Raw genomic sequence first — 13,821 nt, 5'->3', positions numbered from 1 at the left:
GGCAGGTGGCCTTCACTTCACAATCCCTGTTCAATGTACGAATCCTTCTACGGCCTCTCTGGCAAGCCTTTCCAGCTCAACCCCGATCCGTCCTTCTTCTTCGGTAGCAAGGGGCATCGCCGCGCGTTGGCCTACCTTGAGTATGGGCTGCACCAGAGTGAAGGCTTCATCGTCATCACCGGTGAAATAGGTGCCGGAAAGACCACGCTCGTGCGCAGCCTGCTGCAGAAGCTCGACGTCAAGAAAGTCGTGGCGGCGCAGCTGGTCAGCACCCATCTCGATGCCGAAGACACGCTGCGTCTGGTCGCTGCCGCTTTCGGCCTGCCGAACAAGCAGCTGAAAAAGGCGGACCTGCTGCTGTCGATCGAAATGTTCCTGCTGTCGCTGACCGCGGCCGGCAAGCGCGCACTGCTCATCGTCGATGAGGCGCAGAACCTGACGCCGCGAGCGATCGAGGAACTGCGCATGCTTTCGAATTTCCAGCTTGGCGAGCATGCGCTGCTGCAGAGTTTCCTGGTCGGTCAGCCCGAGTTTCGCGAAACGATGCAGAGCCCGGACATGCAGCAGTTGAGGCAACGGGTCATTGCGTCCTATCACCTCGGACCGATGGACCCGGCCGAAACCGAAGCCTACATCGAACACCGGCTCAAGCATGTGGGCTGGCGCGGATCGCCGGCTTTCCTGGCGGGGACGCATGAAGCCATCTTCAAGGCGACCGATGGCGTGCCACGGCGCATCAACACGCTGTGCGACCGGCTCATGCTGGCCGGCTTCCTCACTGGCGCGACCGCATTCTCGACGGACGAAGTGGCCGTGGTGGTCAGTGAAATCCGCGATGAAGCGGGTGACGCCGCCGCTGCTGCGGCAGTGGCCAAGCATGGCGATTCGGGGGGGGCAGCTGCGACCGGGCGCGCTGCCTTCGGCGGTTCGCACATGGTGGGCGCGCCGGCCCTGTTCGACATGGATCTGTCGCAGTTCAAGCTCGATGCACCATCCGCGCAACGGGTGCGCGATTTCGTCAACGCGCAGCAGGCCGGCTACCTCGAAGACCGCTTGTCACGTATCGAACGTACGCTCGAGCAAACCATCGCAATGCTCGGAGAACTGGCTGACCGCTCGCTTGATGCATCCTCGAGGGAGTCAGAGTGACTGATGCCACGTCGCTTGCGCCGGTGCTGTGCATCGTCGGCGCCCGCCCGAACTACATGAAGATGGCGCCCATCCTGCGCGCCTTCGATGAACATGCGCCGGCGATTCCGTGGGTGCTGGTGCATACCGGTCAGCACTACGACCACGCGATGAACGAGCGCCTGTTCAGCGGACTGCGTCTGCCGACGCCGCAGCACAATCTCGAAGTGGGTTCGGGTACGCATGCCGTGCAGACGGCCGAAATCATGAAGCGCTTTGAACCCCTGGTCGACGACATCAAGCCGTCGTGCGTGCTGGTTGTCGGCGACGTGAATTCCACGCTGGCGTGTGCGCTGGTCGCGGTGAAGAAGCACATCGCCGTGGTGCATGTCGAAGCCGGCCTGCGCAGCGGCGACCGTGCGATGCCGGAAGAAATCAACCGCATTCTGGTCGACCGCATTTCCGACCGGCTTTACACGACCGAACGCAGCGCACTGGCCAATCTGACGGGCGAGGGCGTCGACGCATCCTGGGTGCATTTCGCCGGCAACGTGATGATCGACTCGCTGCTGTCGAGTCGCTCGCTGGCGGTGCCCCCTGCGGCGACCTTGACCGAGCACGGCATCGACCCTGCGCTGATCGCCGATGGTTGCTACGGCGTTGTTACGCTGCACCGCCCGAGCAATGTCGATGATCCGGAACAGCTCAAGCGCCTCGCCGGCATGCTCGCCAAGGCAGCGGAACGGCTGCCGCTGGTGTTCGCCATTCATCCGCGCACCCGCAGCAATCTCGAAAGGTTCGGTCTGGGCGCCTTGCTGGACAATCCGCGCATCGCGCTGCTTCCGCCGCTGGGTTACCTGGAAATGCTCGGTCTGATGGATGGGGCGACGGTCATGATCACCGACTCCGGTGGTCTGCAGGAAGAGACGACGGCGCTATCGGTGCCGTGCATCACACTGCGCGAAAACACCGAGCGGCCGATCACGGCGGAGCAGGGCACCAACACCGTGGTGGGGTCGGACGAAACCTTGTTCGCGCGCTGCCTCGATGACACGCTCGCGACCGGTGGCAAGCGCGGTCGCGTCCCCGAATACTGGGACGGTGCAGCCGCCCCGCGCATCGCAGCCGATCTGTACGCCTGGCTGCAGGCGCGCGCCGCACCGTGAGCCGGACGTCGTGACGGCCATCCGCAACGCCTTCACCGTCGACGTGGAAGATTACTTCCAGGTGTCGGCGCTCGCGCCCTACATTGCACGCGCAGACTGGGACCGCATCGAGTGCCGCGTCGAACGCAATGTGGATCGCATTCTTGCGTTGCTCGACGCGTCCGGCAACCGCGCCACCTTTTTCACACTGGGCTGGATTGCGCAGCGCTACCCGGCCATGGTTCAACGCATCGCCCGCGCCGGGCACGAAATTGCCAGCCACGGCAGTGCGCACCTGCGCGCCACCGACCAGACCCCGGCCGATTTTCTCGACGACATTTCGCGTGCCAAGAAGCTGCTTGAAGACATTACCGGCGGCGAAGTGCGCGGCTACCGCGCACCGAGCTTTTCGATCGGCCACGCCAATCCGTGGGCGCTCGACTGCGTGGCCAAAGCGGGCTACCGCTACAGCTCAAGCATCTATCCGGTCAAGCACGATCACTACGGTATGCCGGATGCGCCGCGCTTCCCGTTCGCCTCGCGCGAAGGCCTGATGGAAGTGCCGGTCACCACCGTGCGTGTCGGCAGCCGCAATCTGCCCGCCGGGGGCGGCGGCTATTTCAGGTTGCTGCCCTACGTGGCGTCGCGCTGGCTGCTGCAGCAGGTGAACCGGCGCGACGGCCGACCGGCCATGTTCTATTGCCACCCGTGGGAAATCGACGCCGCGCAGCCGCGTGTCGCCGGCGTGGATGCGAAGTCGCGCTTTCGTCACTACATCAACCTCGACCGCACCGAAGGCCGGCTGGCGCGCCTGATGCGCGATTTCCGCTGGGGCCGGATGGACGAGGTGTTTCCGGAGATAGCCCGTGCGACCTGAGGCGGAATTCATGACAGCTGCGAGCGTGGGCGTGCGCGCCGCCACCGATGCGGACCGCGCGAACTGGAACGCCTTCGTCGAAGCGAGCCCGGCGGCAAGCTTCTTCCACCTGTTCGAGTGGCGCGACATCATGCGTGATGTGTTCGGCCACCGCACGCACTACCTGCTGGCCGAACAGGCCGGACGCGTCTGCGGCGTACTGCCGCTGGCGCAGGTCAAGAGCCGGCTGTTCGGACACTCTCTGGTGTCGCTGCCCTTCGGCGTCTATGGCGGCGTGGCGGCCGACAACGAATCCGCTGCGCTGGCGTTGGAGACCGAAGCGCAGCGCATCGCACGGTTGCTCGGCGTCGACCATCTCGAATTCCGCAACGTCACCGCCCGTCACACCGACTGGCCGACCGAAGACCTTTACGTGACCTTCCGGAAGGAATTGTCGCCTGACGTCGAGGCGAACATGAACGCCATTCCGCGCAAGCAGCGCGCCATGGTGCGCAAGGGCATCAAGAACGGTCTGGTCGCGAAATTCGACGCCGACAATGCCCGCTTCTTCGAGCTGTATTCGGACAACGTGCATCGTCATGGCACGCCCGCGATGTCGCGTCGCTACTTCGACACGCTGCGCGCCACCTTCGGCGAGCGCTGTTCGGTCATGACGGTCGAAGGCCCGGACGGCGCGCTGCTCAGCAGCGTCATGAGCTTCTACTTCCGCGACGAAATCCTGCCCTACTACGCGGGCGACGCCGAAGCGGCGCGCGATCTGGCGGCGAACGATTTCAAGTACTGGGAACTGATGCGCCACGCCTGCGAGCGCGGCATCCGGGTGTTCGACTACGGCCGCAGCAAGCAGGGTACCGGTTCCTATTCGTTCAAGAAGAACTGGGGTTTCGAGCCGACACCGCTGCACTACGAATACTGCCTGTACAAGCGCGACAGCCTGCCGCGCAACAACCCGTCCAACCCCAAGTACAAGCTGATGATCGAAGTCTGGCGCCGCATGCCGCGCAGTTTTGCCAACACGCTCGGGCCGCTGATCGTCCGCAACCTGGGCTGACCCGGTTGGAACCGCTGCTTTTCCTCGCGCACAGGTTGCCGTATCCGCCCAACAAGGGCGACAAAATCCGCTCGTATCACCTGCTGAAGCATCTGGCCCGGCGCTACGAAATCCATGCGGGAACGTTCGTCGACGACGCGGCGGACCTTCCGCACGTATCGACGCTGGCCGCGACATGCGCACAGCTGCACACCGAGCGCATTCATCCGCGCAGCCGGAAGTTCGCATCCCTGCGCGCGCTGGCGACCGGCGAATCGCTGAGCGTTGCCTACTATCGATCGGCGGCCATGCAACGCTGGGTCGACGACACCATTGCCCGACACGACATCCGCAAGGTGGTCGTGTTCTGTTCGACCATGGCGCAATACCTTGATCGTCATCCGCACGTGCGGCGCATCGTCGATCTGGTCGATGTCGACTCGGAAAAGTGGTCCGAGTACGCCGCGCGTCATCGCTGGCTGATGTCCTGGCTTTACCGCCGGGAGGCGCGCACCCTTCTGCAGTATGAAATGCGCGTGGTCGATGCGTCGGACATGAGTCTGCTGGTGACACCGGCAGAGGTCGCGTTGTTCGAGTCGCTTTCGCCTGCACTCAAAGGACGCGTGACGCCCCTGCCGAATGGGGTCGACGTGGATTTCTTCCATCCGTGCCAGGCAGGCGCGAATCCTTATCCGGCGTCGGAGCAGGCGATCGTGTTCACCGGCGCAATGGACTACTGGCCCAACATCGACGCCGCGAGCTGGTTCGCCACCGACGTGATGCCGCACATCCGGGCCGCCCGACCGGCGGCGCGTTTCTACATCGTCGGCATGAATCCGTCGGCCGAGGTACGCGATCTGGAGCGGCTGGGTTACGTCACCGTGACCGGGCGGGTGGACGATGTGCGGCCGTGGGTCGCCCATGCGGCGTGCGCCGTGGCGCCGCTGCGCGTGGCACGCGGCATCCAGAACAAGGTGCTCGAAGCCATGGCCATGGCCCGGCCGGTCGTCGTGTCGATGACCTGCGCCGGCAGCCTTGATGCCGAGGCCGGGCGCGATTTCGCCGTCGCGTCGGATGCCCGCTCGTTCGCCGATGCAGTGCTTTCTCTTTTTGATCCGGTGCATGCCGGCGCCATCGGCGCGCACGCCCGTGTGCGCATCGAACAGGTCTATCGCTGGGACAGCGCACTGGCTGCGCTGGATACTTGCCTCGATGCGCCCGCGCGCGACGCAGGTCTGCAGTCATTCATCAAGGAAAGTCATGTCAATGCTGAACCCGGCATCCTCCAATCCCGTGGCTGAAGTGCGCCCGGTCACCGGTGCGTGGCGCAGCGCGGGCCCGCTGTTTGTGCTGCTGCTCGCGGTTCTGCTTGCCCTGTACTGGGACACGGCCAGTTCCATGGCCGAAATCTGGCTGCGATCCGAAACCTTCGCGCATGGCCTTCTGGTGGTGCCCATCTTTGCCTGGCTGGTCTGGCGCAAACGGGTGGCGCTGTCGAACGTGTCGCCGCAGCCGTGTTTCTGGGGGCTGGCCGCACTCGCGCTCAGTCTCGCAGGCTGGCTGGCAGCGGAGGTCGCTGGTGTGCAGGTGGTGCGCCAGCTTGCTTTCGTTGCGTCGATTCCGGCTCTGGTCATCGCCGTGCTGGGCTGGCGCATTGCGTGGGTGATCGCCTATCCGCTGGCCTTCCTGTTCCTCGGCGTGCCGATGGGCGAGAACCTGATGCTGCCGCTGATGAATTTCACGGCGGACTTCACCGTGGGTGCGCTGCAGCTGCTGAACTTCCCGGTCTACCGCGAAGGCACCTTCTTCGAACTGCCCTCAGGCAGCTGGTCTGTGGTCGAGGCGTGCAGCGGCCTGCGATACCTCATTTCGTCGGTCACCGTCGGCGCGCTGTTCGCCTATGTGAGTTATCGCTCCATTTGGCGGCGCGCAGCCTTCATCGTTGCGTCCTTTGTCGTTCCGGTGATCGCCAACGGTTTCCGGGCGCTGATGATCGTGCTGCTCGCCCACTACTCCGACATGAAGATCGCCACCGGCGTCGATCACATCATCTACGGCTGGGTGTTCTTCGGCGTAATCATGCTGCTGTTGTTCTGGGTCGGATCCTTCTGGCAGGAACGCGAGGCAGAGGATGTTCCGCCGCAAGCCGGTTCGGCCGCGTGGCGACCGGTGTCGACGCTCCGGACAGCGGCAGTCGGCATCGCCGCTGCAGCACTGTTGGCGGGTCCGCTGCTCTATGTGGCTCAACTCGCGCAGCGTCCGCTGCCGCCGCTGCCCGGATTGGCTCTGCCGGTCGAGCCGGGTGCGGGCTGGACGCTGGATGAGGGGGCGGCGCTGACCGACTGGCGTCCGACGTTCCAGAATCCCGACCGTGAAAACACGCTGCAGTACCGCCGCAACGACGAAGTGATCGTCGTCCATCTCGCGTGGTACGGACGGCAGCGTCAGGATGCCGAACTGATCAACTCCGGCAATTACATGATCGAACAGGAGCATGACGTGTGGTCGAACGTCGGCGAGCGCATCGTTTCGAATTCGCCGCATGCGCTGCGTGAGACGGAACTGCGCTCGTCACGCCTGCGCTTGCTCATCCACGACTGGTACGTGGTGGGCGACACGCCGACTGCGAACGGCGTCATCGCAAAGCTGCTTTTCGCACGCAACCTGTTGCTGACCCGTGATGATTCGGGCTACGGGGTCGTGCTCTACACGCCGCAATCCGGAGACCGGGCAAAGTCCCAGGCGCTGCTGCGCGAATTCGCGGCCTTGCTCGAACCGACGATCGACAAGGCCGTATCGCCGTGATGCGAATCGTCCATGTCGTTCATCATTTCGGCACAGGTGGCCTCGAGAACGGCATGGTCAACCTGCTCAACAATTTCCCCGAGGGCGACTTCGAGCACCATGTGGTGTGCCTGCAGGGGCATTCCCATTTTGCGGAGCGCATCCGTCCAGGTCGCGTGATCTTCCACGACGTGAAGAAAAAGCCGGGCAAGGATCCGGCACATTACTTCCGCCTGTGGCGCACGCTGCGCGCGCTTCGCCCCGATATCCTGCACACCCGCAACCTGTCTGCGATCGAAGGTGTGCTTGTGGGCTGGCTGGCCGGGGTGCCGATACGAGTGCATGGCGAGCATGGCCGCGACGTGTTCGACCTCGATGGCAGCAATGCGCGCTACAACCGCCTGCGCCGCATCGCCCGCCCCTTCGTCCACCGCTATCTGACAGTCAGTCGCGATCTGCAGCACTGGCTCGTTGACGTCATCGGCGTCGATGCAACACGTGTGACGCAGATCTACAACGGCGTCGACAAGCAGCGCTTCTGCCCGCCCACCGTCAAAGTGCGGGACCTTTTGCCGGATAGCTTCCGGCAGGACTGCTTCGTCATCGGCAGCGTGGGACGCATGGTCGGCGTGAAGGATTATCCAACGCTGGTGTCTGCCTTCATCAGCGCCTGTGCGCAGCCGGGCGGCGATGCGCTGCGGCTGGTGATCATCGGCGACGGCGTTGCCCGAGAGCCCTGCCAACGGATGGTCGACGAAGCCGGACTGGCTGCACAGGTGTGGTTTCCCGGCGAACGCAGCGATATTCCTGCACTGATGACGTGCTTCGATCTGTTCGTGCTGCCCTCGCTGGGCGAAGGCATTTCGAACACGATTCTCGAAGCCATGGCGTGTGGCCTGCCCATCGTGTCGACCCGGGTTGGCGGCACGCCGGAACTGGTTGACGAGACCGTCAACGGACGTCTGTTCGCCCCCGGCGACATTGCCACCCTTTCTTCGATCATTATCGATTACGCGGCCAAACCCTCGCTGCTCGCCGCTCACGGCAGTGCATCACGGCAGCGAATCGAGTCGTCCTTTAGCATTGAAGCGATGGTTGCGGCTTACCGTAATACCTATCTCACGCTGTCGGGCAGCCAAAGTTGCCCTGACGCATCCACTCTCTGATCGGACCTTCCTGCATGTGCGGTTTCGTTGGCATTTTCGACACGCGCAACCGTCGCGACATTGCGCGTGATGTACTGCACCGGATGAACGAGTCGCAGCATCACCGCGGCCCGGACGAAGGCGACCTGCACATCGAGCCCGGTGTCGGGCTCGGGCATCGCCGCCTGTCCATCATCGACGTCGCGAGCGGCCAGCAGCCGCTGGCCAACGAAGACGGATCGGTCATCGTCGTGTTCAACGGCGAGATCTACAATTTCCAGTCGCTGATACCCGAACTGACGGCGCTGGGACATACCTTCCGCACGCGCAGCGATACCGAAGTGATCGTGCATGCGTGGGAACAGTGGGGCGAAGACTGCGTGCAGCGCTTTCGCGGCATGTTCGCGTTTGCGCTGTTCGACCGCAACACCGGTACGCTTTTCCTGGCGCGCGACCGGCTCGGCGTCAAGCCGCTCTTCTATGCCTTGCTGCCGGACGGCCAGCTCATCTTCGGATCGGAGCTGAAGGCCCTGACCGCGCATGGCGGTCTGTCGCTCGCGCTCGATCCGCATGCGGTCGAGGAATACTTCGCACTCGGCTATGTCGCCGATCCGCGCACCATCTATCGCCAGGCGTTCAAGCTGGAACCGGCACACAGTCTGTGCATCCGGCGCGGTGAAGTGGCGCCGGCGCCGCGTCGCTACTGGGACGTGGATTTCGGCTCGGTCATTGCGATCGACGCGGTGGAAGCGGAGGAAGAACTGATCCGCCGCCTGCGCGAGTCGGTCGGCCTGCGCATGATTTCCGAAGTGCCGCTCGGTGCATTCCTGTCGGGTGGTGTCGATTCGAGTGCCGTGGTCGCGATGATGGCCCAGGCGTCGGACGCGCCCGTCAATACCTGTGCCATCGCCTTCGACGATCCGGCGTTCGACGAATCGCGCTTCGCCCAGCAGGTGGCTGACCGCTACCACACCAATCATCGCGTCGAAATGGTCGCATCCGACGACTTCGATCTCATCGACACGCTGGCCTGGCTCTATGACGAGCCGTACGCCGACAGTTCGGCGCTGCCGACCTATCGCGTTTGTCAGCTTGCACGCAAGCACGTGACTGTTGCACTTTCAGGCGATGGCGGTGACGAAAGCTTCGGTGGCTATCGCCGCTACCGGCTGCACATGATGGAAGAACAGCTGCGCTCGCGGCTGCCGCTGGGCGTGCGCCGCCCGCTTTTCGGCACGCTCGGCCAGCTCTATCCGAAGGCCGACTGGGCGCCGCGCGTGTTCCGCGCCAAGAGCACCTTTGAATCGCTGGCCCGCACGTCCGTCGAAGCCTATTTCCACTCTGTTTCCATCCTGCGCGATCCGATGCGCAGGCAACTGTTCAGTGCGCGCATGAAGTCGGAACTCGGCGGCTACAACGCCGTGGAGGTATTCCACCGCCACGCGGCGCGCCACCGATCTGACGAGCCGCTGTCGCTGGTGCAGTACCTTGATCTGAACACCTATCTGGTGGGCGACATCAACACCAAGGTCGACCGCGCGAGCATGGCGCATTCGCTCGAAGTGCGCGAACCGCTGATGGATCACCCGCTGGTGGAATGGCTGGCCACGCTGCCTGCATCGCTGAAGATCCGCGGACAGGAAGGCAAGTACCTGCTGAAGAAGTCGCTTGAACCGCATCTGCCGCACGACATCATGTATCGCCCGAAGATGGGCTTTTCGGTGCCTCTCGCGCGCTGGTTCCGCGGTCCGCTGAAGCAGCGGGTGCGTGACGCGGTGCTCGGCAGCCGGCTGGCCGATACCGGCTGGTTCAATCGCCCGTATCTGGAACATCTGGTGGACGCGCATCAGTCCGGACGCAGCGACTACAGTGCGTCGCTGTGGACCCTGCTGATGTTCGACGCCTTCCTGCGCAATCAGGAGCGTCAAACCCTGCGCGACGCCGCCTGAGGACTCCACCGAGATGCGCATCCTGCACGTGCTTGATCACTCCATTCCGCTGCACAGCGGCTACACGTTCCGTACCGCCGCCATCCTGCGCGAGCAGCGCAAACTGGGCTGGGATACGCACCACGTCACCGGCGTCAAGCACACAGCGCCCGGGCCGCTGGTGGAAGACGTCGACGGATTGATCTTTCACCGCACACCGTGGTCGCCAGGCACGCTCGAACGCGTACCGGTGCTGCGCGAGCGCGCACAGATGCGTGCGCTGGAACAGCGTCTGCTCGAGGTCGCGAGCGACATCAGGCCCGATGTGCTGCACGCGCACTCACCGGTGCTGAATGCCTTTCCGGCACTGCGCGTCGGCCGGCAACTGGGCATCCCCGTGGTCTACGAAATACGCGCCTTCTGGGAAGATGCGGCTGTCGATCACGGCACCACCACCGAAGGCAGCCTGCGTTATCGCGCCACCCGCGCGATGGAAACGCGTGCCGTGCGTGCAGTCGATGCGGTCACGACCATCTGCGAGGGCTTGCGGCTCGATCTCGCCGGGCGGGGCATACCCGCATCGAAGATCACCGTCATTCCCAATGCGGTCGATGTCGAGAATTTCGCTTTCGGCGTCCCGGGCGACGAGGCGCTGCGCGCCGAACTCGGGGTGGTCGGCAAACGCGTGCTTGGCTTCATCGGCTCCTTCTACGCCTACGAGGGGCTGGACCTGCTGCTGCGCGCGCTGCCGGCCATCCTCGAAATGGCACCCGATGTCGCCCTGCTGCTGACTGGCGGCGGCCCGCAGGAAGCCAACCTGAAGCAACTCGCCCGGGACCTCGGTCTGCAGAAACACGTGATCTTCACCGGCCGGGTACCGCACGCCGATGTGCAGCGCTACTACAACCTGGTCGATGTGCTGGTCTATCCGCGCCATTCGATGCGCCTGACCGAGCTCGTCACACCGCTCAAGCCGCTCGAGGCGATGGCCCAGGGACGGCTGCTGGTGGCATCCGATGTCGGTGGCCACCGCGAACTCATTCGCGACGGCGAGACCGGCATCCTGTTTCGGGCCGGTGACGCCGACGATCTCGCACGCAGCGTGCTGCGGCTGCTCGGCATGCACGAAAGCTGGCCCCAGCTGCGGGCGGCCGGCCGACGATTCGTCGAGAACGAGCGCACATGGAAGGCTTCCGTTGCGCGCTATAGCGATGTATACGGCGCCCTGCGGAGAGCTGCCGCCGCATGAGCTTCGACGGTCTGCGGCTGATGCTGGTCGGGCCGTTGCCCCCACCGGCGGGCGGCATGGCAAACCAGACACGTCAGCTGGCCGACAAGCTTGCCCTGGAGGGCGCAAAGGTCGAACTGGTCCAGACCAACGCGCCCTACCGGCCGGCCTGGCTCGGCGGCCTGCCGGGCGTCCGCGCCATCGCGCGTTTGCTGCCCTACCTCGCTGCGTTGTGGCGCGCTGCCGCTCGCAACGACGTCATGCATGTCATGGCCAACTCCGGTTGGTCGTGGCACCTTTTCGCGGCACCCGCCATCTGGATCGGCTGGCTGCGTGCTTGCCCTGTCATCGTGAATTATCGCGGCGGCGAGGCTGAACCCTTTCTCATGAAGCACGCCGCCCTGGTCAGACTGACCATGGCAAAGGCGGCCCTTCTGGCCGTGCCATCCGGATTCCTGCAGGGTGTTTTCGGGCGTTTCGGCATGACGGCCACCATCCTGCCGAACGCCGTTGATGTCGAGCGCTTCTTGTCGACACCGCCCCGTCCGAGCGGTACCGCTCCGCACCTGGTGGTCACCCGCAATCTCGAAGCGATCTACGATAACGAAACAGCCATTCGTGCACTCGCTCTGTTTCGCCGGCAATTCCCCGGGGCGCATCTGACGCTCGCGGGTGAAGGACCGGAAAGATCACGGCTCGAAGCGCTTGCACTCGAACTCGGACTGCGTGAATCCATCGTTTTCGCCGGCCGTCTCGACCGGGATCGCGTGGTCGCCCTGTATGGAAGTGCGGACGTGATGATCAATCCGTCCCGTGTGGACAACACGCCCAACTCGGTGCTCGAAGCCCTCGCTTGCGGCGTACCTGTCGTCAGCACCGATGTCGGCGGCGTGCCCTTCCTCGTGGAAGATGGTCGAACTGCGCTTCTGGTGCCGTCCGGTGATCCGCAGGCCATGTCCGACGCGCTGATCCGGCTGTTCACCACCGACGGGCTGGTCCATCGACTGCACGAAGCCGGGCTGGCGCACGTCGCACAGTTTTCCTGGCCAGCGGTGCGCCGGCGCCTGGCCGATACCTACAGCACCGTGCTGCCAGCCACAGACCGCAGGCCCGACAAAAGGTAGTCTTCGTCCTCCCGGTGCGGCGGTTTTTCTCCGCCCGGCAGCGGGCCCGAACAATCCACATTTCCTCATTGATGGCACAGGCGCGGCGCTTCCCGAATTTAATCTCTTCGGTCATTTTTCCGCTGCAGGAAAAGCTGAAGGGACACACCACAGTGGCTGATCGGCGCGCGCTTGAGCAGTCGCAATGGTGGTCGCCCGAAAGGCTCGAAGCGCATCGCGTCGAGCGGCTGCGGTCCCTGCTTGTCCGCGCCGCTTCCCATGTGCCGTATTACCGGGATCTGTTCGCCCGGATCGGGTTCGATCCGGCAAGTGTCGCGTCGACCGCCGATCTGCAGCGGCTCCCGTTTCTCGACAAGCCGCTGATCCGCGAGCACACGGAGGCGCTCAAGGCCGATGACGCGCGCGGACTGGTGCGCTTCAACACGGGTGGCTCAAGCGGCGTACCGCTGATCTTCTTCATCGGTTCCGAGCGTGTCAGTCGCGATGTCGCCGCCAAGTGGCGGGCGACGCGCTGGTGGGGCGTCGATATCGGTGATCCGGAAGTGGTGCTGTGGGGCAGTCCGATCGAGCTTGGCTCGCAGGACCGGATCCGCCGCTGGCGCGATGCCCTGATGCGTACCCGACTGTTCCCCGCCTTCGAAATGTCGGACCGGAAAGTGGCCGATTTCATTGAGCAGTTTCGCGCGATGCGTCCGCGCATGCTGTTCGGCTATCCGTCGGCTTTCGCGCACATTGCCCGCTACGCGCAACGCACCGGAGAGCGGCTGGACGATCTGGGCATCAAGGTGGTGTTCGTGACGTCCGAGCGGCTGTACGACCATCAGCGGGCACTGATCGAGCAGGTATTCGGCGCCCCTGTGGCGAACGGTTACGGCGGTCGCGACGCAGGGTTCATCGCGCACCAGTGCCCGCATGGATCGATGCACATCACCGCCGAAGACATTATTGTCGAAATCGTGGATGCGCACGGGCGCGTGTTGCCGCCCGGCCAGTCCGGAGAAATAGTGGTGACCCACCTCGCAACCGGCGATTTTCCCTTCATCCGCTATCGCACCGGCGATGTCGGCACGCTGGGCGAACAGCTCTGCGGCTGCGGCCGCACGCTGCCGGTACTGCAGAAAATCGAAGGCCGCAGCACGGACTTCATCGTCGCGCAGGACGGTACCGTGATGCACGGGTTGGCGCTCATCTACGTGGTGCGCGACATGCCCGGCGTGAGCGCTTTCCGCATCGAGCAGGAAAGTCTCGAACTCACGCGCGTACGCATCGTCACCGATGACGACTTTCCGCAGGACGGTGATGAACGGATACGCGCGGGTATGCAGGCGCGTCTCGGAAGTGCGGTGGATGTCGTTGTCGAACACGTCGACCAGATTCCGGCCGAGGGATCGGGGAAGTTCCGCTATGTCATCAGCAAGGTGAAGACGTGATC

The 13,821-nt window shown here is 64.2% G+C and carries 11 protein-coding genes; all 11 read left to right on the top strand.

The annotated features are described in order from the left end of the window. Window positions 1-33 precede the first annotated feature (33 nt). The 11 genes from Q8R75_RS04295 to Q8R75_RS04245 all read left to right on the top strand — a co-directional run bounded on the left by Q8R75_RS04295 (window position 34) and on the right by Q8R75_RS04245 (window position 13,819). Window positions 34-1,149 carry an XrtA/PEP-CTERM system-associated ATPase gene (locus Q8R75_RS04295; RefSeq protein ID WP_305611751.1) on the top strand — a complete coding sequence of 372 codons (1,116 nt, stop codon included), beginning with the start codon at window positions 34-36 and terminating at the stop codon, window positions 1,147-1,149. Further along, window positions 1,146-2,294 (top strand): UDP-N-acetylglucosamine 2-epimerase (non-hydrolyzing), encoded by a 1,149-nt coding sequence (gene wecB / locus Q8R75_RS04290; RefSeq protein WP_305611750.1) that lies wholly within the window; start codon window positions 1,146-1,148, stop codon window positions 2,292-2,294. Before Q8R75_RS04295 ends, wecB begins: the two co-directional genes overlap by 4 nt. A 19-nt stretch (window positions 2,295-2,313) precedes the next feature. Next, window positions 2,314-3,150, top strand: a complete 837-nt coding sequence (locus Q8R75_RS04285) for an XrtA system polysaccharide deacetylase (protein WP_305611769.1) — start codon at window positions 2,314-2,316, stop codon at window positions 3,148-3,150. Then, the gene (locus Q8R75_RS04280; RefSeq protein WP_336623614.1) at window positions 3,140-4,201 is read left to right on the top strand and encodes a FemAB family XrtA/PEP-CTERM system-associated protein; all 1,062 of its coding nucleotides are present in this window, start codon (window positions 3,140-3,142) and stop codon (window positions 4,199-4,201) included. The genes Q8R75_RS04285 and Q8R75_RS04280 overlap by 11 nt, the downstream gene beginning before the upstream one ends. Before the next feature lie 5 nt (window positions 4,202-4,206). Further along, complete coding sequence (locus Q8R75_RS04275; RefSeq protein ID WP_305611748.1) at window positions 4,207-5,481, top strand: TIGR03087 family PEP-CTERM/XrtA system glycosyltransferase; 1,275 nt, start codon at window positions 4,207-4,209, stop codon at window positions 5,479-5,481. Continuing rightward, window positions 5,441-6,985 (top strand): exosortase A, encoded by a 1,545-nt coding sequence (gene xrtA / locus Q8R75_RS04270; RefSeq protein ID WP_305611747.1) that lies wholly within the window; start codon window positions 5,441-5,443, stop codon window positions 6,983-6,985. The genes Q8R75_RS04275 and xrtA overlap by 41 nt, the downstream gene beginning before the upstream one ends. Then, complete coding sequence (locus Q8R75_RS04265; protein ID WP_305611746.1) at window positions 6,982-8,130, top strand: TIGR03088 family PEP-CTERM/XrtA system glycosyltransferase; 1,149 nt, start codon at window positions 6,982-6,984, stop codon at window positions 8,128-8,130. Before xrtA ends, Q8R75_RS04265 begins: the two co-directional genes overlap by 4 nt. 14 nt (window positions 8,131-8,144) lie before the next feature. Beyond that, complete coding sequence (locus Q8R75_RS04260; protein WP_305611745.1) at window positions 8,145-10,058, top strand: XrtA/PEP-CTERM system amidotransferase; 1,914 nt, start codon at window positions 8,145-8,147, stop codon at window positions 10,056-10,058. A 13-nt stretch (window positions 10,059-10,071) separates the two neighbouring features. Then, window positions 10,072-11,286, top strand: coding sequence for a TIGR04063 family PEP-CTERM/XrtA system glycosyltransferase (locus Q8R75_RS04255; RefSeq protein WP_305611743.1), 1,215 nt, complete (start codon window positions 10,072-10,074; stop codon window positions 11,284-11,286). Further along, window positions 11,283-12,389: a glycosyltransferase family 4 protein gene (locus Q8R75_RS04250; protein ID WP_305611742.1), complete on the top strand. Its 1,107-nt coding sequence runs from the start codon at window positions 11,283-11,285 to the stop codon at window positions 12,387-12,389. The genes Q8R75_RS04255 and Q8R75_RS04250 overlap by 4 nt, the downstream gene beginning before the upstream one ends. Before the next feature lie 71 nt (window positions 12,390-12,460). Beyond that, complete coding sequence (locus Q8R75_RS04245; RefSeq protein WP_305611741.1) at window positions 12,461-13,819, top strand: AMP-binding protein; 1,359 nt, start codon at window positions 12,461-12,463, stop codon at window positions 13,817-13,819. The last annotated feature ends 2 nt before the right edge of the window (window positions 13,820-13,821 follow it).

This window comes from Methyloversatilis sp. (assembly GCF_030696805.1).
Lineage (GTDB): Bacteria > Pseudomonadota > Gammaproteobacteria > Burkholderiales > Rhodocyclaceae > Methyloversatilis.
Note: the sequence above shows the minus strand (reverse complement) of the source record. Positions and strands in the feature narration are given on the sequence as shown.

What these genes read in the sequence shown, in the direction of transcription:
- Q8R75_RS04295 (WP_305611751.1), top strand. Translation starts at nt 34, where the DNA reads ATGTACGAATCCTTCTACGGCCTCTCTGGCAAGCCTTTCCAGCTCAAC.
- Q8R75_RS04260 (WP_305611745.1), top strand. Translation starts at nt 8,145, where the DNA reads ATGTGCGGTTTCGTTGGCATTTTCGACACGCGCAACCGTCGCGACATT.
- xrtA (WP_305611747.1), top strand. Translation starts at nt 5,441, where the DNA reads ATGTCAATGCTGAACCCGGCATCCTCCAATCCCGTGGCTGAAGTGCGC.
- Q8R75_RS04245 (WP_305611741.1), top strand. Translation starts at nt 12,461, where the DNA reads ATGGCACAGGCGCGGCGCTTCCCGAATTTAATCTCTTCGGTCATTTTT.
- Q8R75_RS04250 (WP_305611742.1), top strand. Translation starts at nt 11,283, where the DNA reads ATGAGCTTCGACGGTCTGCGGCTGATGCTGGTCGGGCCGTTGCCCCCA.
- Q8R75_RS04255 (WP_305611743.1), top strand. Translation starts at nt 10,072, where the DNA reads ATGCGCATCCTGCACGTGCTTGATCACTCCATTCCGCTGCACAGCGGC.